This is a genomic window from Pseudomonas sp. SWRI50 (genome assembly GCF_014269095.1).
GTDB classification, from domain to species: domain Bacteria; phylum Pseudomonadota; class Gammaproteobacteria; order Pseudomonadales; family Pseudomonadaceae; genus Aquipseudomonas; species Aquipseudomonas kermanshahensis.
In genome coordinates this window covers 91,139-108,790 of sequence record NZ_JABWRW010000021.1, presented here as the reverse complement: position 1 = coordinate 108,790, position 17,652 = coordinate 91,139, and the positions used below count along the sequence as shown (strand labels likewise).

Sequence of the window (17,652 nt, the reverse complement as noted above, 5' to 3'; positions counted from 1 at the left end):
CCCCCTACCCCCACCATTGAGTTACCATACCCCCCTGCGCAACGCCCATCATCCAAGCCAAGCCCCCGCTTGCTCGACTCGACACCAACAGGTCATCCATGCGTCTGTTTCATACCTCCGACTGGCACCTGGGCCAAAGCCTGCACGGCCAGGAACGCGACTTCGAACACGCCTGCTTCCTCGACTGGCTGCTCGGCCAGCTGCACCTGCGCCAGCCGGATGCGCTGCTGATCGCTGGCGACATCTTCGACACGGTCAACCCACCGGTCAAAGCCCAGGAGCGCCTCTACGACTTCATCGTCCAAGCCCATGAGCAACAGCCCAAGCTGGACATCGTGATGATCGCCGGCAACCACGACTCCGGCTCACGCATCGAACTGCCCGCCGCGCTCATGCGCCGCCTGCGCACCCACGCCTTGGGCCGTGTGCACTGGCTCGATGAAGGCCAGCTGGATGCCGAGCGCCTGCTGATCCCGCTGACCAACGCCCGCGGCAAGGTCAGCGCCTGGTGCCTGGCCCTGCCCTTCCTGCGCCCGGCAGAAGTGACCGGCCCGCAGTTGGGTGACGATTACCTGCAAGGCATCACCCAGGTGCACCAGCAACTGATTGCCGCTGCCCAGCAAAAGCGCAAGAAGGACCAGGCGCTGGTCGCCATCAGCCATGCCCACATGGCCGGGGGTGCGGTGTCCGAGGACTCTGAGCGCAGCCTGATCATCGGCAATGCCGAAGCCCTGCCGGCCAAGCTGTTCGACAAGGCCATCAGCTATGTCGCCCTGGGCCACCTGCACAAGCCGCAGAAGGTCAATCGCGAAGCGCGCATTCGCTACAGCGGCTCGCCGATCCCGCTGTCGTTTGCCGAAATCAACTACCCGCACCAGGTGCTGGAGGTGGAGCTGGACGGCGCCGAGCTGGTCAGCGTCGAGCCGCGCCTGGTGCCCCGCGCCGTGGCCCTGCAACGCATTGGCCCGGCGCCGCTCGGCGAGTTGCTGGTACAGCTGGCTGAGCTGCCGGTGATCGACTTGCTCGAAGACCCCAATCGTCAGCCCTGGCTCGAAGTGCGCGTGGTGCTGGACGAACCGCAACCCGACCTGCGTCAGCAAGTGGAGGGGGCGCTGCAAGGCAAGGCCGTGCGGCTGATCCGCATCAGCGCCGAATACGCCGGGCGCACGAGTGCCGAGGACGACGACCAGGCCTTCGTCGAACTGTCCCAGATGACCCCGCAGGACCTGTTCAGCCGCGCCTGGGAACAGGCCTACGGCAACCCCGCCGATGAGCAGGCCCTGGCCGATTTCGCCCTGCTCTTGCAGGACGTCCAGCTGGAAGAGGAACAGCCATGAAGATTCTCGCCATCCGCCTGAAGAACCTGGCATCCCTGGCCGGCCCAATCGACATCGACTTCACCGCCGAGCCCCTGGCCAGCGCCGGCCTGTTCGCCATCACCGGGCCAACCGGCGCCGGCAAGAGCACGCTGCTCGATGCCCTGTGCCTGGCGCTGTTCGGCACCGTGCCGCGGCTCAACGACATCGGCCGCGAAGCCAAGGTACCGGACGCCGACGGCGAGATCCCGACCTCGGACCCGCGCAACCTGGTGCGCCGCGGCACGGGCAGCGGCTTTGCCGAAGTCGACTTCGTCGGCATCGATGGCCGTCGCTACCGTGCCCGCTGGGAAGCCAACCGCGCCCGCGACAAGGCCAATGGCAAGCTGCAACACAGCCGCCAGAGCTTCTATGACCTGGACAGCGAGCAGGTGCTTGCCAGCGGCAAGAACGAATACAAGCAACTGGTCGAAGCACGCCTGGGCCTGAACTTCGAGCAGTTCACCCGCGCAGTGATGCTGGCCCAGAGCGAGTTCGGTGCGTTCCTCAAGGCCGACGACAAGGAACGCAGCGAGCTGCTGGAAAAGCTCACCAACACGGCGATCTACACCCGCCTTGGCCAACGCGCCTTCAGCAAGGCCCGCGAGGCCGGTGAAACGCACAACGCCCTGAAAGACCGTGCCAGCCACCTGCTGCCGCTGCTGGCCGAAGCCCGCGCCGAGCTCGACCAACGCCTGGAGCAGGCGCAGCAGCAATTCAAGGCCGACCAGGCGCGTGAGCGCCAGTTGGAGCAACAGCGTGGCTGGCTCAATGAGCAGCGCCTGCTGCAGGTACAGCAGGCCGAAGCCCATGCAACCCTGCAGGCCGCCGAACAGGCCTGGCAGCAGCTGGCCGAACAGCGCCTGGACCTGCAACGCCTGGAGCGCCTGGCGCCACAGCGCCACCAGTTCCACCGGCAGCAGGCCTTGGCCGCGCAACTCACGCCACTGGCCAGTGAGCTCGACGCACAACAGCGCCAGCAAAGCGACCTGCACAACCGCACCGGCGAACTGGAGCTGGCCCTCGAATCAGCCCGCCAGGCGCTGAGCCAGGCACAGGCCAGCCAAGGCGAAAACGCCCCACGCTTGCGCCAGGCGTTCGCCGAGCAAGACACCCTCACCCGCCTGGAACAGGAACTGGTCAAGGCGCGCGAAACCGGCCAGCAGGCCGACCTGGCCGCGGCCGAGCTGCAGCAACAATTGCAGCAGCTGGCCGAGCACCAGCAGCGCGGCCAGCAGCAACTGGCTCACATTGAAGCAGCCCTGGCTGACAGTGCGCCCCTGGCCGCCCTGACCAACGCCTGGCAGGCCTATCGCCCGCAGCTGCAACAGTTGCTGCAAATCGGCAACCGCCTGAACCAGGGCCGTGAAGAGCTGCCAGGCCTGCAGGCCCAAGCCAGCCAGGCCAATGCGCAACTGCAGGAACAGCGCGACGCCCTCGACGTGTTGTTCCGCGAAGCCGCAGCAGAGCCTCAGGCCCTGGCCGAGCAGCTCGACCTGCTGGGTGGCATGCTGCAAGAAAACCGCAAGCAACAACGCGCCGTGGAAGAACTGTCGCGCCTGCACGCCCGCGAGCAGGAGCTGCAACAGGGTATTCAGTCGCTGCGCGAACGCCAGCAACAGGCCATGCAGCAACGCCAGCAACTGATTGGCGAAGGCACTGCCGCCAAGGCCGAGCTGGAAGCCGCCGAGCAGGCGCTGGCACTGACCCGGCAACTGCTGGAACGCCAGCGCCTGGCACGCAACACCAGCGTCGAAGAACTGCGTGCGCAGTTGCACGATGGCGAACCGTGCCCGGTTTGCGGCAGCGCCGAACACCCCTTCCACCAGCCTGAAGCGCTGCTGCAGAGCCTTGGCCGGCATGACCAGGCCGAAGAAGCCACGGCCCTGGCCCAGGTTGAGCAATTCAACACCCGCCTGATCGAACTGCGCACCCAGGTGGGTGTGGTCAACGGCCAGATCAAGGAATACCAGCACCAACAGGCACAACTGAACGAGCAATTGCAGCCATTGGCCGGCCAACTCGCCGCCCATGCCTTGTGGCCCGCCCTCAGCGCCCATGAAGGCAAGGCCCGCAGTGGTTGGCTGGACAGCCAGTTGCAGCGCCTCGACCAAGAGATCGCCCGCGACGAAAAACGCCAGTCCACCCTGCTGACCCTGCAACGCGATGCCGCCCGCCTGAACCAGCAGTTGCAGGCTGCCAGCGAAGCCCAACAGCAGGCCCAACGCCGCCTGGACCAACAGCATCAAGCCCTGGCCGCCGACCAGGAACGCCTCGAACAGGCCCTGGCTGATTTCGCCACCTTGCTGCCAGCGCCTGTGTTGCAGGCACTGCACGATGAGCCAGCGCATGCCTTCCTCAGCCTTGACCAGCAGATCGCCCAGCGCCAGCAACAGCTGGACCAGCAAAAGGACGAACTGCAGGAACAACAGCAACGCCAGCAACAGCTGGAGCGCCTGCACGATCAGCAACACACCCGCGTGCAGCGCCAGCAAGACCTGCAGCAGCAGATCAACGGGCTGGCCGAGCAGATGGAAAAAGCCCGCGCCGCATTGGCCGAGTTGCTGGGTGACCACCCGCGTGCCGAAGACTGGCAGCGCCATCTGGAACAGCAGGTGGAGCAGGCCCGCACAAGCGAGGCCGAAACGGCCGAGCGCCTGCAACACGCCCGCACCCAAGCCCTGCAACTGGCCGGCGAACTCAAGGCCAACATCGCCCGCCAACAGGCGCTCGAACAGGAGCACCAGCAGTTGCAGGGGGAAATCGCCCAATGGCGCGCTGAACACCCCGAGCTGGACGACAGTGGCCTGGACCGCTTGCTGGCCATGGACGACGCGCAAATGGCCGAACTGCGCCAGCACCTGCAGGCGGCGGAAAAGGCTATCGAACAAGGCCGCGTGCTGTTGCAGGAGCGTGAACAGCGGCTGCAGCAACATGCCGCGCAAGCCAGTGTCGAAGCCACGGCCGAAGACCTGGAGCAGTCGCTGCTTGAGCTACGCGAAGTGCTGGCCAACCATGAACAGCAGTGCGCCGAGCTGCGCGCCGCCCAAGCCGAAGACCAACGCCGTCAACAGGCGTACCAGGCCCTGGCCACGGAAATCGAGCACGCCCATCAGCAGTGGCAGCGCTGGGCGCGGCTCAATGCGCTGATCGGCTCGGCCTCTGGCGATGTGTTCCGCAAGATCGCCCAGGGTTACAACCTCGACCTGCTGCTGCACCATGCCAACAGCCAATTGCGCCAGCTGGCGCGTCGTTACCGCCTGAAACGTGGCGGCAGCGCCCTCGGCCTGCTGGTGCTGGACACCGAAATGGGCGACGAGCTGCGCTCGGTGCATTCGCTGTCGGGCGGTGAAACCTTCTTGGTCTCGCTGGCCCTGGCCCTTGGGCTGGCGTCGATGGCGTCGAGCACCTTGCGCATCGAATCGCTGTTCATCGACGAAGGCTTCGGCAGCCTCGACCCTGAGTCACTGCAACTGGCTATGGATGCCCTCGACGGCCTGCAGGCGCAAGGCCGCAAGGTGGCGGTGATCTCCCACGTGCAAGAGATGCATGAGCGGATCCCGGTGCAGATCCAGGTACGCCGCCAGGGCAACGGCCTGAGTGACGTCGAGGTGTGCGGGTGATCCTCTACTCGTTCCGCCGCTGCCCTTGGGCCATGCGCGCGCGCCTGGCCTTGCGCTACGCCGGGTGCGAGGTGCAGATCGAAGAAGTGGCGATGAAGCACAAGCCCGCCGCGCTGCTGGCCTTGTCGCCCAAGGGCACGGTGCCGGTGCTGGACACCGGGGCGGGTGTGCTGGAAGAAAGCCTGGACATCATGCGCTGGGCACTGCAACACAACGACCCGCAAGACTGGCAGCTACTGGCCGACCCTGCGGCGGCGCAACAGGCCGAGGCGCTGATCGCCCGAAACGACAGCACGTTCAAGGCGCTGGTGAACCTGTACAAGTACGCCGAGCGCTACCCCGAACATACCCGCGAGCACTACCGCCAGCAGGCCGAAGCCTGGCTGGCGGAGCTCGAGGGTTTGCTCGAAGGGCGTGCTTACCTGCTGGCCGATCACCCGAGCCTTGCCGATGCCGCCTTGCTGCCCCTGATGCGCCAGTTTGCCGGGGTCGAACCGCAGTGGTTCGCCGAGGCGGCTTATCCGCGTGTGCGGAGCTGGCTGGAGGGCTGGCTGGGGTCGGATCTATTCAAGGCAGTGATGGCGCGATAGCTTCAGACTTGGCGCGAAACCTGTGCGGGCGAATCAGTGGCTGTGCTTGCCACCCAACGCCGCATAAAAATTCGCGCTCTGACGCAAGTACTGCTCGGTATAGCTGTGGGTAGAGGACGCCTTGCTGCGGGTGTCGGCATGGGCATGCGTCGGCAACACGACCGAAGCGGAAATGGTGGATGCGGCGATGACCGGGAAGAGATTGAAGTTCATGTGGGCTGACCTCGACGGCGGTGGTTTGACGTTGGCCCGTTTGGGCCTTGGGTCAAACTTACGCCGCCAAGCTCACGCGTAGAAATTCATTGCGACAGTAACCATTATCACGCTGATCGATAGTCGCTCGAAACGGTCACTCGATGAACTTCAGGTCCGACGGCGCAGCCTGCGGCAGCGTCTGTACTGTCTCACCGAGCTTGCCGCTACGCGGGTCACGGCGCATGACCACGATCTGGTCACTCTTCTGGTTGGCCACCAACAGGAAGTTGTCGCTAGGGTCGAGGGCAAATTCACGAGGGTGATCGCCCTCCACCGAACGGCGTTGCAAGAACGCCAACTGGCCATCGTCCTTGCCCACGCTGAAGGCCACGATCTCGTTGGCCGTGCCGCGATTGCTCACGTACAAGAAGCGCCCATCCGCCGCCAGGTGCAGGCCGCCAGCGGCCTTGGCCGCAGCGTCCTGGTGGTCCGTCAGGGGTAGACGCTGGCGCTCGACCAGGCTGCCGTTCTGCACATCGAACACCACCACCTCAGCGCTCATTTCCAAGGTCAGGTAGGCGTGTCGCCCCTTGGCGTCGAACAGCAGGTGACGCGGGCCGCTGCCCGGCGGCAGGGCCACCGACGCCGGAATCGCTGGCGTCAGTGGGTGGTCTGTGCTGGCACCGTCGTAACGGTAGATGAACACCTTGTCGGCGCCCAGGTCGCAGGCATACAGGTGCTGGCCGTCCGGCGACAGCACCAGCGAATGCACATGGGCGCCGGCCTGGCGTTCGGGGTTTACACCGCTTGGTTTATGGCGGGCTTGCTGCACCACGTCCTTGAGCTTGCCGTCCTTGGCCACCGGGATCACCACCAAGCTGCCGCCGGGGTCTGGCTTGACGGCGTAGTTGGCAACGAACAGGAAGCGCTGGTCGCGACTGAGGCTGGCGTGGGTCGGCTCGTCGCCTCGGGTGGCCACCTGGTTGAGCGGTTTGATCTCGCCTTTGCGGCTCACGCTGAAACTGCTGACGTGGCCTTGCGCGGTTTCGTTGACTGCAAACAGTTGCCGTTGGTCGGCCGAGAGCACCAGCCAGGAAGGGTTCTCGCTCTTGACCACCTGTTGCGGGGTCGGCGTGATCTGGCCTGTCTTGCTGTCGAACAGGTAGCGGTAGATGCCTTGGCTCTGGCCATCGGTGTAGCTGCCCACCAGCAGCGTGGCGGCGTGGGCGTTGATTGTCAGGCTCATCAGGCTAGCGGTCAGCAGGCTCGTCCAGATCCGGTTCATCGTGGTCTTCATCCGGGGCGCGAAAGGCACTCATACAGACTAGACGATGCTCGCCCTGGGCACCGTTGAGCGTCCACTCGTCACCCGTGGCGGTGGCGGCGGCGATCTGCTCGGGGGTGAAGTTCCAGCGACGCAGCTGGCGGCCATCCATGCATTCGACGGTCAGGCCGGTTTCGTTGGACGTGAAGTTGAAAGCGTGCAGGCCGTCGATCAGCAGCATGTCGCAGGTTTGGAGGGCGGTGGCGAGGGGGGACATGAGGGTACCAATTGGGAAAAGAGCGACAGTATAGCGACATGGCACCTGTAGGAGCGGGTTTACCCGCGAATGCGTCGGCGAATGCACCACCGTATTCGCGGGTGAACCCGCTCCCACAGGCCCTCTACAGCCCCCTCACTTAATGGGCAAAAATGGACCCGCCCTCCTTGCCCACCATCTTCTCAGGCTTGATCAGGAACCGCGCCAGCGCCGGCAGCAGCCACAGCGCACCGAACATGTTCCACAGCAGCATGAAGGTCAGCATCAAGCCCATGTCGGCCTGGAACTTGATCGCCGAGAAGATCCAGGTGCACACACCAATGGCCAGGCACAACCCGGTGAACAGCACCGCCTTGCCCGTCGAGCGCAGGGTTTCGTAATAGGCCTCCTGCAACGGCAGGCCTGCACGCAGGAAGCTTTCCAGGCGGCTGTAGATGTAGATGCCATAGTCCACGCCGATGCCCACACCCAAGGCCACCACCGGCAACGTCGCGACCTTCACGCCAATGCCCATGTAGGCCATCAGCGCATTGCCCAGCACCGAGGTCAGCACCAGCGGCAGGACGATACACAGGGTTGCGGCGAACGAGCGGAAGGTGATCAGGCACATCACCGCGACGCAGATGTACACCAGCACCAGAATGGTCAGTTCGGCCGACTTGATCACCTCGTTGGTGGCCGCCTCGATCCCGGCGTTACCGGCTGCCAGCAGGAACTCCAGGCCCTCTTTGTTGTGGCTGTCGGCAAAGGCCTTGGCGGCTGCGGTGACGCGCTCCAGGGTTTCGGCCTTGTGGTCGTTGAGGAACACCAACACAGGCGCCAGCGAGCAGTCGGCGTTGTACAGGCCGTCGGCGCGGGCGATGGAGTTGTTGAGGATGTCCGGGTTGCGCGACAGGGTCTCCCATTTCAGGCTGCCCTCGTTCATGCCCTTGATCACCTGCTTGGACACGGTCACCAGCGAGATCGCCGACTGCACGCCCGGGGTGTTCTCCATGGTCCACATCAGCTCGTCTATCGGCGCCATGGTGGAGTGGATCGAGCAGCTTTCCGACGGCGTCTTGACCATGATCACCAGCACGTCCGAGCTGGTCGAATAGTTGCTGATGATGAAATTGTTGTCCTGGTTGTAGCGCGAGTCCGGGCGCAGCTCCGGCGCGCCCTGGTCGAGGTCGCCGATTTTCAGGTTCTGGCTGTACCAGAGGCCACCGGCGAACATCACCAAGGCCACGGCAACAGACACCGGCGCCACCTTGGCACTGGCGAAGTTGGACAGCAGGCGCCAGAACGGGTGCTCGCGGGTCGCGTCCTTCTTGCTGCGCTCGACCGCCTTCTTGCTGATGCCGACATAGGAAATCGCCACCGGCAGCAGGATCAGGTTGGTAAAGACGATCACCGCGACGCCGATCGAGGCGCCGATGGCCAGCTCGCGAATGACCCCGATGTCGATGATCAGCAGGGTGATGAAGCCCACCGCATCAGCAAGGATGGCGATCATCCCCGGCAGGAACAGCTGGCGGAACGTGCGCCGGGCAGCGGTCAGTGCGTTGTCGGCGCCACTCGACTGCAAGGCGATGCCGTTGATCTTCTGCACCCCGTGGGAAATGCCGATGGCGAAGATCAGGAAGGGTACCAGCATCGAATACGGGTCGAGGCCGAAGCCCACCGCATGCATCAAGCCCAGCTGCCAGACCACCGCCACCAGGGTGGTGATGAGCACAGCGATGGTGCTGCGGATGCACCAGGTAAACCAGTACAGCAGCACCCAGGTGATGCCCAGGGCCACGCCAAAGAACATCGCCACCATCACCAGGCCGTCGATCAGGTCGCCGACCTTCTTGGCGAAGCCGACGATATGGACCTTCACGTTGGGGTTCTGCGCCTGGAACTTGTCGCGGATCTTCTCTTCGAGCAGGTGCGAGAACTGCTGGTAGTCGAGCTTGACCTGCTTGCCTTGGTCCTGCGGGTCGGGGTAGCTCTCCAGCAGCGGCACATCGACGATGCTGGACTTGAAGTTGTTGCCCACCAGGCGCCCGACCTGGCCGGACTTGAGCACGTTGTCGCGCAAGGCATCGAGGCTTTCGGGGGAGCCGTTGTAGGTATTGGGGATCACCTCGCCACCGGAGAAGCCCTCTTCGGTCACCTCGGTCCAGCGCACACTGGGGCTCCACAGCGACTTCAGCCCGGCGCGGTCGACGCCGGGGATGTAGAACACCTCGTCATGGATCTGGCGCAGGGTCTCCATGTAGTCCTTGTCGAAGATGTCACCGTTGACCGACTCGACCGAAATACGCACGGTGTTGCCGAGGTTGGCCAGGTCGTTGCGGTGCTTCATCATCTGTTCGATGAACGGGTGCTCGAGCGGGATCATCTTCTCGAAACTGGTCGAGGGGCGGATCTGCGTGGCCTGCCAGAACAGGAAAATGCTGACCAGCACGCACAGGGCGATGACCACAGGGCGGTTGTTGAAGATCAGGCGTTCGAGCAGCGTGGCTTTGTCCTGGTGATGCGGGTGCATGGTGATGCTCTCCCTGCTGGTCATGGACGCGCCTCCTTGGCAGCCTGGTCGGCGCCTTCGGCGGTGGCCAGGTGCACGCCACCCTGCCCCACCAGCAGCAAGCCGCCGGTTGTCAGGCCGGTGACGCCGGCCAGGGCGATGCGGTCGGCACGGTTGTAGACGCTGAAGGTTTGCCCGTCGTCATGGCTGCGCAACACGCTGCCGCCGTTACCGACCAGCACCACGCTGCCATCCTCGACAAGCGTAGCGCTTGCCAGGCCGAATTCGAGCGTGCCGCGCGCGGCTTTGAGTTCGATCGGCTGCCAGCTGTCGCCGAAGTCGGAAGAACGGAACAGGTTGCCACGCAGGCCGTAGGCCAACAGCGTCTGTGGCTGGGCGGTGCCGATCACGCCGAACAGCGAGCCCTCGTACGGGCCGTCGACCTTGGCCCAGGTCTGGCCGTTGTCGCCTGAACGGAACATGCTGCCCTGCTCGCCGACGATGAACAGGCCGGCGTCCTTGATTACGGCGATGCCGTTAAGGTGCAGTTGGTCGGCGTTGTCCAGGCGTTCGGCAACGTCCTGCCAGTGCTGGCCGCCGTCGGTGGTTTCCAGCAGTGCGCCATAGGCACCCACGGCAAAACCGTGCTGGGCGTCGAGGAAGGTGACGTCGAGCAGCGGGGCTTCGCGGGACAGGTCTTCGAATTGCTTGCTCCAGGTCGCGCCGCCATCGGTACTGGCGAGGATCTGCGCATCATGGCCGACAGCCCAGCCGTGCTTGTCGTCGAAGAAGAACACAGCGGTGAGCAGTTGCCGGGTGGGTACCCGGGCCTGGGTCCAGGTCTTGCCCTGGTCGTCGGAGAACAGGATATGACCGCGATCACCGACCACGACCAGACGCTTGCCGGCCTGGGCGGCGTCGATCAGCAGGCTTTGGCTGGCCTTGGCCGATTCGGTCGAGTATTCGTCGGCAGGTGCCGCTTGCGCGGTGTCCGCCCACATCCCAAGTGCCAGCGCCAGCACCGCGCCAGCCGCCAACGGCCAGGCACCACGCCTGGCCTGCGTCATCACACGCTCCCTCATGACCATCCCCTATTGTGTTCTTCTTGGTGGGTCTGTGCGTTGAAAAGCCTGTGTTAGAGGCTTGTGGGGATCGTATCGGGGATGACTGAAGAATTACAACGAACGGGACGTTATGTTTTGTTAACCGCCCAAAAGCTTCGCGGGACAAGCCCGCTCCCACAGGTAGTGCACAGTACCTGTGGGAGCGGGCTTGTCCCGCGAAAGGGCCCGTTCAGGCTATCGAGAACTCACGCCAAGCTCTTGCTCACCACCTCATACACATCACTGGACAGCGCCCCAGAAGCCAGAATCCGCTCCAGCTCACCCTTCATCAACGCCTGACGCGCGTCGTCGTACTTGCGCCAGCGGGTCAGCGGTGCCAATTGGCGCGAGGCAATCTGCGGGTTCAGCGCATTCAGCTCGATCACCAGGTCCGCCAAGAAGCGATAACCCGAACCATCGGCCGCATGGAAGTTGACCAGGTTCTGCCCGGCAAACGCCCCCACCAACGCCCGCACCTTGTTCGGGTTTTTCAGGGTGAACGCCGGGTGCTGCATCAGCGCCTTGACCCGCGCCAGCCCGCCTGGCAGCGAACTGGCGGCCTGCACGCTGAACCACTGGTCCATGACCAACGGGTTGTCCTTGAAGTGCTCGGCGAAGGTTTCCAGCGCCTTGGCCCGCTCGGCTTCGAACGGCGAGTTGACCAGCACCGCCAGGGCGGTCAGGCGCTCGGTCATGTTGTCGCACTGGTCGAACTGCTCCAGGGTCGCCTCAAGCACCTGCGGCTTGCCGCTGAGCATCAGGTACGACAGGGCGATGTTCTGCAGGCTGCGGCGGGCAAAGTGCTCGGCCGCAGCGACGTAGGCCGTGCTGCGCGAGACCTCGCGGTGCGCCTGGTAGCGGGCCCACAGGCCATCGAACAGCTGCTCGGCGATCTGCTGGCGGGCGAACTCGCGGGCGGCGTGAATGGCATCGACGTCAGCTACCTGGCTGATTTCGGTGAGGTAGGCCTCGCCTGGCAGCGAGAGCATCTCGGCGACCATGGCGGCGTCCAGCGATTCGTTGCCCAGCACGGTACCGAGGGCGGTGATCAGGCGCGGGTCGAGCTTCAACGCTTCGCCACGTTGATGCTGGCCGATCAGCTCCTGCAGCACCTGCACCGACAGCTGTTGGCCCGCTTCCCAGCGGTTGAAACCATCGCTGTCGTGCTGCATGAGGAACATCAGCTGGTCGCGGTCGTACGGGAAGCTCAACTTCACCGGCGCGCTGAAGCCTCGCAGCAGCGAGGGCAGCGGCTTGGCCGTGAGGCCTTCGAAGGTGAAGGTTTGCTCCGCCTCGGTCACCGACAGCACGCGGCTGGTGCCGCCAGCCGCGGCTTCACCCGCCAGGCGCAGCGGCAGGTCGTTGCCTTCGGCATCCAGCAGGCCCAGCTCGACCGGGATCACGAACGGCAGCTTCTCGGCCTTGTCGGGGGTCTGCGGGCAGCTCTGGCGGAAGGTCAGGCTGTAAGTCTGGGCGCCTGCATCATACGCTTCGCTGACCTCCAGGCGCGGCGTGCCCGCCTGGTTGTACCAGCGTTTGAACTGGGTCAGGTCGACGCCGTTGGCATCTTCCATGGCCTTGATGAAGTCGTCGGTGGTCACCGCCTGGCCATCGTGGCGTTCGAAGTACAGGTCGCTGCCTTTGCGGAAGCCCTCCGCCCCCAGCAGGGTGCGGACCATACGTACAACCTCGGCCCCCTTTTCGTACACAGTCAGGGTGTAGAAGTTGGAGATTTCGATGAAGCTGTCCGGGCGCACCGGGTGGGCCATGGGGCCGGCATCTTCGGCGAACTGGTGGGTCCGCAGGTAGGCGACGTCCTCGATGCGCTTGACCGTGCGTGAGTTCATGTCGGCGCTGAACTCGGCGTCGCGGAACACCGTGAAGCCTTCCTTGAGCGACAGCTGGAACCAGTCGCGGCAGGTGACGCGGTTGCCCGACCAGTTGTGGAAGTATTCGTGGGCGACCACGCCTTCGACACGCTGGTGGGCGGCGTCGGTGGCGGTTTCGGCCCGGGCCAGCACGCAGCTGGAGTTGAAGATGTTCAGGCCCTTGTTTTCCATGGCGCCCATGTTGAAGTCGTTGACCGCGACGATCATGAAGATGTCCAGGTCGTACTCGCGGCCATAGACTTCTTCGTCCCAGCGCATGGACTTCTTCAGGCTGACCATGGCGTGGTCACACTTGTCGATGTTCTCGGGTTCGACGTAGATGCGCAGGGTCACATCGCGGCCCGACTGGCGCACGAAATTGTCCTCGACGCACCAGAGGTCACCGGCCACCAGGGCGAACAGGTAGGCCGGTTTCATGAACGGGTCTTCCCACGTTGCCCAATGGCGGCCGTCTTCTGCCGGCCCGCTGCCGATGGGGTTACCGTTGGACAACAGCACCGGGTAGCGATGCTGCTCGGCGATCACCGTGGTGGTGAAGGTGCTCATCACGTCCGGGCGGTCGAGGTAGTAGGTGATCTTGCGGAAGCCCTCGGCCTCGCACTGGGTGCAGAACATCTTGCCGGACTTGTACAGGCCTTCCAGCGCGGTGTTGCTCTCGGGGTGGATCTTCACGCTGGTGTCGAGGGTGAAACGCTCGGCCTTGGGCTGCACGGTCAGGCTATCGGCTTCGAGCTGGTAATCGCTTGCCTGCAGCTCGGTATCGTCAAGGGAAGCGCGCAGCAGCTCAAGCTGCTGGCCGTCGAGCACCAACGGCGGCAGACCGGCACCGCGTGCCGGGTTGCGGCGCATGACCAGTTGCGCATGGACCAGGGTGTGGTCCTCGAACAGCTCGAAGGTCAGGTGCGTCTCGTCGATCAGGTACTCGGGCGCCTGGTAGTCCTTGAGGTAGATCACTTGCGGTTGTTCGGTACGCATGTGCAGGTCCTTTTTACTGGAGCACGGCCAATTGGTAGGCCGTGTACTTGCGAATGTTGATCACGCCGGTGTCGAAGATCAGGTACTGGCCCTTGATGCCCAACAGCGTGCCTTCCACTACCGGGTTCTTGTCCAGGTTGAAGCTGACGATCTTCGTCGGGTAGGCCTCGACCGGGTAACGCATCTGCACCACTTCGGCATCCGGCAGCGGCTGAATCGCCTGCAAGCCGAAGCGCCCTTGCAGCTCGCGCAGGCCGTCGGCACAGGCATCGAAAATCTGTTCACGAATGGCCACCAGGTCCAGCGCTTCGGCGTCACCCTTGAGCAGAGCGCGCCAGTTGGTGCGATCCGGTACCTGGCTGCGCAGCACGTCTTCGACCAGGCCCGACTGCTGGCGGGTGGCAACGCGCATGATCGGCAGCGCCTGGCTGGCACCCTGGTCGAGCCAGCGGGTGGGCAACTGGGTGGCGCGGGTAATGCCGACCTTGACCCCTGACGAGTTGGCCAGGTAGACGACGTGGTCGGTCATGCAGAACTGCTCGCCCCAGGACGGTTCGCGGCAGGTGCCGGCGTCATAGTGGCAGCGTTCCGGGGCCATGATGCACACGTCGCACTGGGCCAGCTTGGTCATGCACGGGTAGCAGTAACCCTGGCTGAAGCTGGTCTTGGTGCGCTTGCCGCAATGGCTGCAGTGAATGGCGCCGAGGTACTCGAGGCGCAAGCGCTGGCCGATCAACGGGTTGACCGGTACCTGCTCTTCACCCAGGCGAAAGCTGTATTGCACGACCGGTGCCTCAAGGCGCACCGCCATCTTGCTCAAAGAGCCACGAGCGAGTTCGATCAATGTACCGAGTCCGACTTGAACAGAATGTTAGGGATCGGCGCAGACTTCGAGGCGCACTCTTGCGGCCCCATGTAGCCGGTACGCTGGTCTTCGGGGAGGTTTTTCATTTCCCAGGCGATCACCGCCTGCAGCGACAGCTCTTTCTGCTCGGCAGTGAGCTTGCGGCCATCAGACCATTTGCCGATTTCCACGGCCGTTTTCAGGCTCTCGTAGATCTCGGGAGTAATGTTTTCAATCATTTGCGCGAAAGTGGACATAGCGTCTCCTAATTCAAGCCGACAGTTTACGCCGGGCCATGCCGCCACCCAAGAGCCCTGTCAGGCATCCGATGAGCAGGCCGCCGACGTGGGCGGCGTTGGCGATTTGGCCGAAGCCGAGCTGGCCGACTACGCCGGTCAGGCACACCACCAGCCAGATCAGCATCATCACCAGCACGCCCTTGGGCAGGTTGAAGTGCGGGTTGGGCGCCAGCCACTGGTACAGCCAGATGTGCCCGAGCAGCCCGTACAGCACCCCAGAAAGGCCACCGAACAGGCTCGCGCCACTGGTGTAGTGCTGGGCCAGGTTGGAAACCAGGCTGAACAACAGGGTCAGGCCCAGCAACAGCCAGGGCCCCTGGCGCAGCTCGATGCGCTTGCCCAGTTCCCAGTACCACAGGCTGTTCATGGCCAGGTGCAGCACGCCGAAATGCAGCAGCATCGGCGACACCAGGCGCCACCATTGGCCTTCGGCGAGGCCCTGGGCCAGCGGGGTGAAGTAGAGGTAGTCGCCCTGCACGCGGAAGTCGAGGAAGGTGAACCAGCCAATGGTCGAGAAGTTGTCGCCAAGGCCGGTGATGCCGGCAACGATGAAGCACAGCAGCAGGACAGCGGCGGTGACCTTGCAGGCTTTTACCTGGTCTTTGAGGGAGGGCTGTGTGGGGGCACTCGCGGCTGAATCCCCTTCCACAGGGGCCTGCGCAAGCTCAAGGTCGGCGTTACCGTCGGGATAGCGTTGGTAGAGTTGCAGCACATCCTGGGCCAGCGTGTCGGGGGCCCACAGGACCTGGACTTCACCTTCTTCACTGACCCGGTGTGGCACCTGCAAGCGTTGCAGCAGGTGCACGAAGCCGCTGAGGTCGACCGACAGCGGCAGGCGCATCACTTCGATTATGTTCATTGATTGGCCTGTGGGCGGTCGACGTCGACCCAGACGAACTTGTGCGGGTCGATACGGGTTTCATCATCCAGCCGATAGGCGACCAGTTTGCCGTAAAGCACCGCGCTGTAGTCGAGGCAGGCCAGGTTGTCGCGGATCGGCGCTGGGCGGCCGCTGCGCCAGTAGTGGCCGACGAACAACAAAGGCTCGTCCTCGGCATAGCGCAACAAGGCGTTCTTCTGGGTATGGCTCAGTGGCGTGCTGGCGACGGCTTCAGGCAGCGCATCGGGCTGGAACACGATGTCGCCATAGGTTTGCGGGTCTTCTTCCCAGAACTTGGTGCGGAAGAACGCGCGGGTCAGGCCATCGCCACCGGTTAGGGTCAAGCCGTCCGGCAGGCGCATGTCGGTGCCCCGCAGCAGGCGATTGCACACGGTGGCGGCAAAGCTGCCGGGCACGGCCGAGGCCTGGATGAAATGTTCGTCGATGCGCCCATCCGGATATTGCTGGCGCAGCGGCTCGATCAGCCGTGGGTCCCAGCAGGCATGCACCAGGCGGAAACGCCCGGCGTCGACGAACAGCGGCAGTTCGTAAAACCAGTTGACGAAGTCATGCCAGTCGCCCGGGTGGTGGGCGAACTGCGTGAGGGTCTCGTCGATCAGCCGGGCGTGGCGTGGCGTGTGTTCGCGCACATGGGCCTTGCCGCTGCCGGGCAGCGCCGGGGTGACCCAGCCCAGGGCGTTGTACTCATGGTTGCCCATGATGCAGAACGCCTGGCCGGCCTCGACCATGTCGTGCACGATGTGCAATGCCTCGCGGATGCGCGGCCCACGGTCGACGATGTCGCCGAGGAACAATGCCTGGCGCCGCGGGTGACGCCAGACGCCGGCCACACGCTTGTAACCGAGGGCGTCGAGCAAGCGTTCAAGGGTCAGCGCACAGCCATGCACGTCACCGATGATGTCAAAACTTCGCGCCGGATCGAGCATCAGTCGTCCCTGCTTCCAAGGCGGCTGCCCCAGCCGAGTTTGGTACGGCACACTTCGTAGTAGTTATGGTCCAGCGGGTGGATCAGGCGCAGTTTCTGCGGCTTCTTGCTCACCGTGATGGTGTCGCCAGGGGCGCAGGTGAAGTGGTTCTGGCCGTCACAGGACACCTGCGGGTAAATCTGCAGGTCCTTGGCCACGACAATCTTCAGTTCGCTGTTGCCGTCCACCACGATCGGCCGCCCCGAGAGGGTATGCGGGTACATCGGCACGATGACGATGGCGTCGAGCTTGGGGTGCATGATCGGGCCGCCGGCCGATAACGCGTAGGCGGTCGAACCGGTCGGGGTGGCGACGATCAGGCCATCGGCCTTCTGGCTGCAGACGAACTGGCCGTCGATGTAGATTTCGAACTCGATCATCCGCGTCGACTTGCCGGGGTGCAAGACCACGTCGTTGAGCGCATCGCCCTGGCCGATGGCCTCGTGGTGACGGCGCACTTCGGCCTGCAGCAGGAAGCGGTTTTCCACCAGGTAGTGGCCGTCGAGCACTTCGGCGACCTTTTCTTCCAGTTCGTCAGGGCGAATGTCGGTGAGAAAGCCCAAGTTGCCGCGGTTGATGCCGAGCACCGGGATGTTGTGCCGGGCCAGCGCGCGGGCGGCGCCGAGCAGGCTGCCGTCACCGCCGACGACGATGACCAGGTCGCAGACCTCGCCCAGCAGCTTGCGCGTGGACGTCTGCAGGCCGTGGCCGGGCAGGACTTCAGCGATGGTGTCCTCGAGGATCACGTGCAGGTGGCGCTCGAGGAGGAATTTTTTCAGTCGGCGAATGGTGTCGAGCACCTGCGAGCTGCCAAGGCGTCCGATGATACCGATATTGCGAAATTGCTCCATGGGGCTCCTGCGAGGCTCTGCGGCGGG

The 17,652-nt window shown here is 64.2% G+C and carries 14 protein-coding genes; 3 read left to right on the top strand and 11 right to left on the bottom strand.

All coding sequences use genetic code 11. From position 1 onward, the window contains the following. Positions 1–98 precede the first annotated feature (98 nt). Genes HU750_RS20620 through HU750_RS20610 form a run of 3 tightly spaced genes read left to right on the top strand, consistent with a single transcriptional unit; the run spans position 99 to position 5,568 of the window. Entirely contained in the window at positions 99–1,337 is a 1,239-nt protein-coding gene (locus tag HU750_RS20620; protein WP_186682064.1) for an exonuclease SbcCD subunit D C-terminal domain-containing protein, read from the top strand. Continuing rightward, on the top strand, positions 1,334–4,978 hold the full coding sequence (locus HU750_RS20615) for an AAA family ATPase (protein WP_186682062.1): 3,645 nt from the start codon (positions 1,334–1,336) through the stop codon (positions 4,976–4,978). Before HU750_RS20620 ends, HU750_RS20615 begins: the two co-directional genes overlap by 4 nt. Continuing rightward, complete coding sequence (locus HU750_RS20610; protein ID WP_186682060.1) at positions 4,975–5,568, top strand: glutathione S-transferase N-terminal domain-containing protein; 594 nt, start codon at positions 4,975–4,977, stop codon at positions 5,566–5,568. Before HU750_RS20615 ends, HU750_RS20610 begins: the two co-directional genes overlap by 4 nt. A gap of 33 nt (positions 5,569–5,601) precedes the next feature. On the opposite strand, the gene HU750_RS20605 is transcribed toward HU750_RS20610, so the two are convergent. The 11 genes from HU750_RS20605 to HU750_RS20555 all read right to left on the bottom strand — a co-directional run bounded on the left by HU750_RS20605 (position 5,602) and on the right by HU750_RS20555 (position 17,625). After that, positions 5,602–5,781, bottom strand: coding sequence for a hypothetical protein (locus tag HU750_RS20605; protein WP_186682058.1), 180 nt, complete (start codon positions 5,779–5,781; stop codon positions 5,602–5,604). 136 nt (positions 5,782–5,917) lie between these two features. Then, positions 5,918–7,048 (bottom strand): lactonase family protein, encoded by a 1,131-nt coding sequence (locus tag HU750_RS20600; RefSeq protein ID WP_186682056.1) that lies wholly within the window; start codon positions 7,046–7,048, stop codon positions 5,918–5,920. After that, positions 7,014–7,304: a DUF5629 family protein gene (locus HU750_RS20595; protein WP_186682054.1), complete on the bottom strand. Its 291-nt coding sequence runs from the start codon at positions 7,302–7,304 to the stop codon at positions 7,014–7,016. Before HU750_RS20595 ends, HU750_RS20600 begins: the two co-directional genes overlap by 35 nt. Positions 7,305–7,443: 139 nt before the next feature. Beyond that, a complete protein-coding gene (locus tag HU750_RS20590; protein ID WP_186682072.1) occupies positions 7,444–9,819 on the bottom strand; it encodes an efflux RND transporter permease subunit in 2,376 nt (791 codons plus the stop codon). Positions 9,820–9,839: 20 nt separating this feature from the next. Beyond that, the gene (locus HU750_RS20585) at positions 9,840–10,880 is read right to left on the bottom strand and encodes a YCF48-related protein (RefSeq protein WP_186682052.1); all 1,041 of its coding nucleotides are present in this window, start codon (positions 10,878–10,880) and stop codon (positions 9,840–9,842) included. A gap of 227 nt (positions 10,881–11,107) precedes the next feature. Next, complete coding sequence (gene pepN / locus HU750_RS20580) at positions 11,108–13,765, bottom strand: aminopeptidase N (protein ID WP_186682050.1); 2,658 nt, start codon at positions 13,763–13,765, stop codon at positions 11,108–11,110. 13 nt (positions 13,766–13,778) lie between these two features. After that, positions 13,779–14,609: a DUF2797 domain-containing protein gene (locus HU750_RS20575; RefSeq protein WP_085273671.1), complete on the bottom strand. Its 831-nt coding sequence runs from the start codon at positions 14,607–14,609 to the stop codon at positions 13,779–13,781. Then, the gene (locus HU750_RS20570) at positions 14,606–14,866 is read right to left on the bottom strand and encodes a YeaC family protein (RefSeq protein WP_027596707.1); all 261 of its coding nucleotides are present in this window, start codon (positions 14,864–14,866) and stop codon (positions 14,606–14,608) included. Before HU750_RS20570 ends, HU750_RS20575 begins: the two co-directional genes overlap by 4 nt. A 13-nt stretch (positions 14,867–14,879) precedes the next feature. Next, complete coding sequence (locus HU750_RS20565; RefSeq protein ID WP_027596708.1) at positions 14,880–15,767, bottom strand: rhomboid family intramembrane serine protease; 888 nt, start codon at positions 15,765–15,767, stop codon at positions 14,880–14,882. After that, complete coding sequence (locus HU750_RS20560) at positions 15,764–16,735, bottom strand: metallophosphoesterase (protein ID WP_027596709.1); 972 nt, start codon at positions 16,733–16,735, stop codon at positions 15,764–15,766. Before HU750_RS20560 ends, HU750_RS20565 begins: the two co-directional genes overlap by 4 nt. Continuing rightward, on the bottom strand, positions 16,735–17,625 hold the full coding sequence (locus HU750_RS20555) for an NAD(+) kinase (RefSeq protein WP_027596710.1): 891 nt from the start codon (positions 17,623–17,625) through the stop codon (positions 16,735–16,737). The genes HU750_RS20560 and HU750_RS20555 overlap by 1 nt, the downstream gene beginning before the upstream one ends. Positions 17,626–17,652 lie beyond the last annotated feature (27 nt).

Coding starts and splice junctions, on each gene's coding strand:
- HU750_RS20560 (WP_027596709.1), bottom strand. CDS start 16,735: ATGCTCGATCCGGCGCGAAGTTTTGACATCATCGGTGACGTGCATGGC.
- pepN (WP_186682050.1), bottom strand. CDS start 13,765: ATGCGTACCGAACAACCGCAAGTGATCTACCTCAAGGACTACCAGGCG.
- HU750_RS20555 (WP_027596710.1), bottom strand. CDS start 17,625: ATGGAGCAATTTCGCAATATCGGTATCATCGGACGCCTTGGCAGCTCG.
- HU750_RS20595 (WP_186682054.1), bottom strand. CDS start 7,304: ATGTCCCCCCTCGCCACCGCCCTCCAAACCTGCGACATGCTGCTGATC.
- HU750_RS20620 (WP_186682064.1), top strand. CDS start 99: ATGCGTCTGTTTCATACCTCCGACTGGCACCTGGGCCAAAGCCTGCAC.
- HU750_RS20615 (WP_186682062.1), top strand. CDS start 1,334: ATGAAGATTCTCGCCATCCGCCTGAAGAACCTGGCATCCCTGGCCGGC.
- HU750_RS20590 (WP_186682072.1), bottom strand. CDS start 9,819: ATGCACCCGCATCACCAGGACAAAGCCACGCTGCTCGAACGCCTGATC.
- HU750_RS20570 (WP_027596707.1), bottom strand. CDS start 14,866: ATGTCCACTTTCGCGCAAATGATTGAAAACATTACTCCCGAGATCTAC.
- HU750_RS20605 (WP_186682058.1), bottom strand. CDS start 5,781: ATGAACTTCAATCTCTTCCCGGTCATCGCCGCATCCACCATTTCCGCT.
- HU750_RS20585 (WP_186682052.1), bottom strand. CDS start 10,880: ATGAGGGAGCGTGTGATGACGCAGGCCAGGCGTGGTGCCTGGCCGTTG.
- HU750_RS20565 (WP_027596708.1), bottom strand. CDS start 15,767: ATGAACATAATCGAAGTGATGCGCCTGCCGCTGTCGGTCGACCTCAGC.
- HU750_RS20600 (WP_186682056.1), bottom strand. CDS start 7,048: ATGAACCGGATCTGGACGAGCCTGCTGACCGCTAGCCTGATGAGCCTG.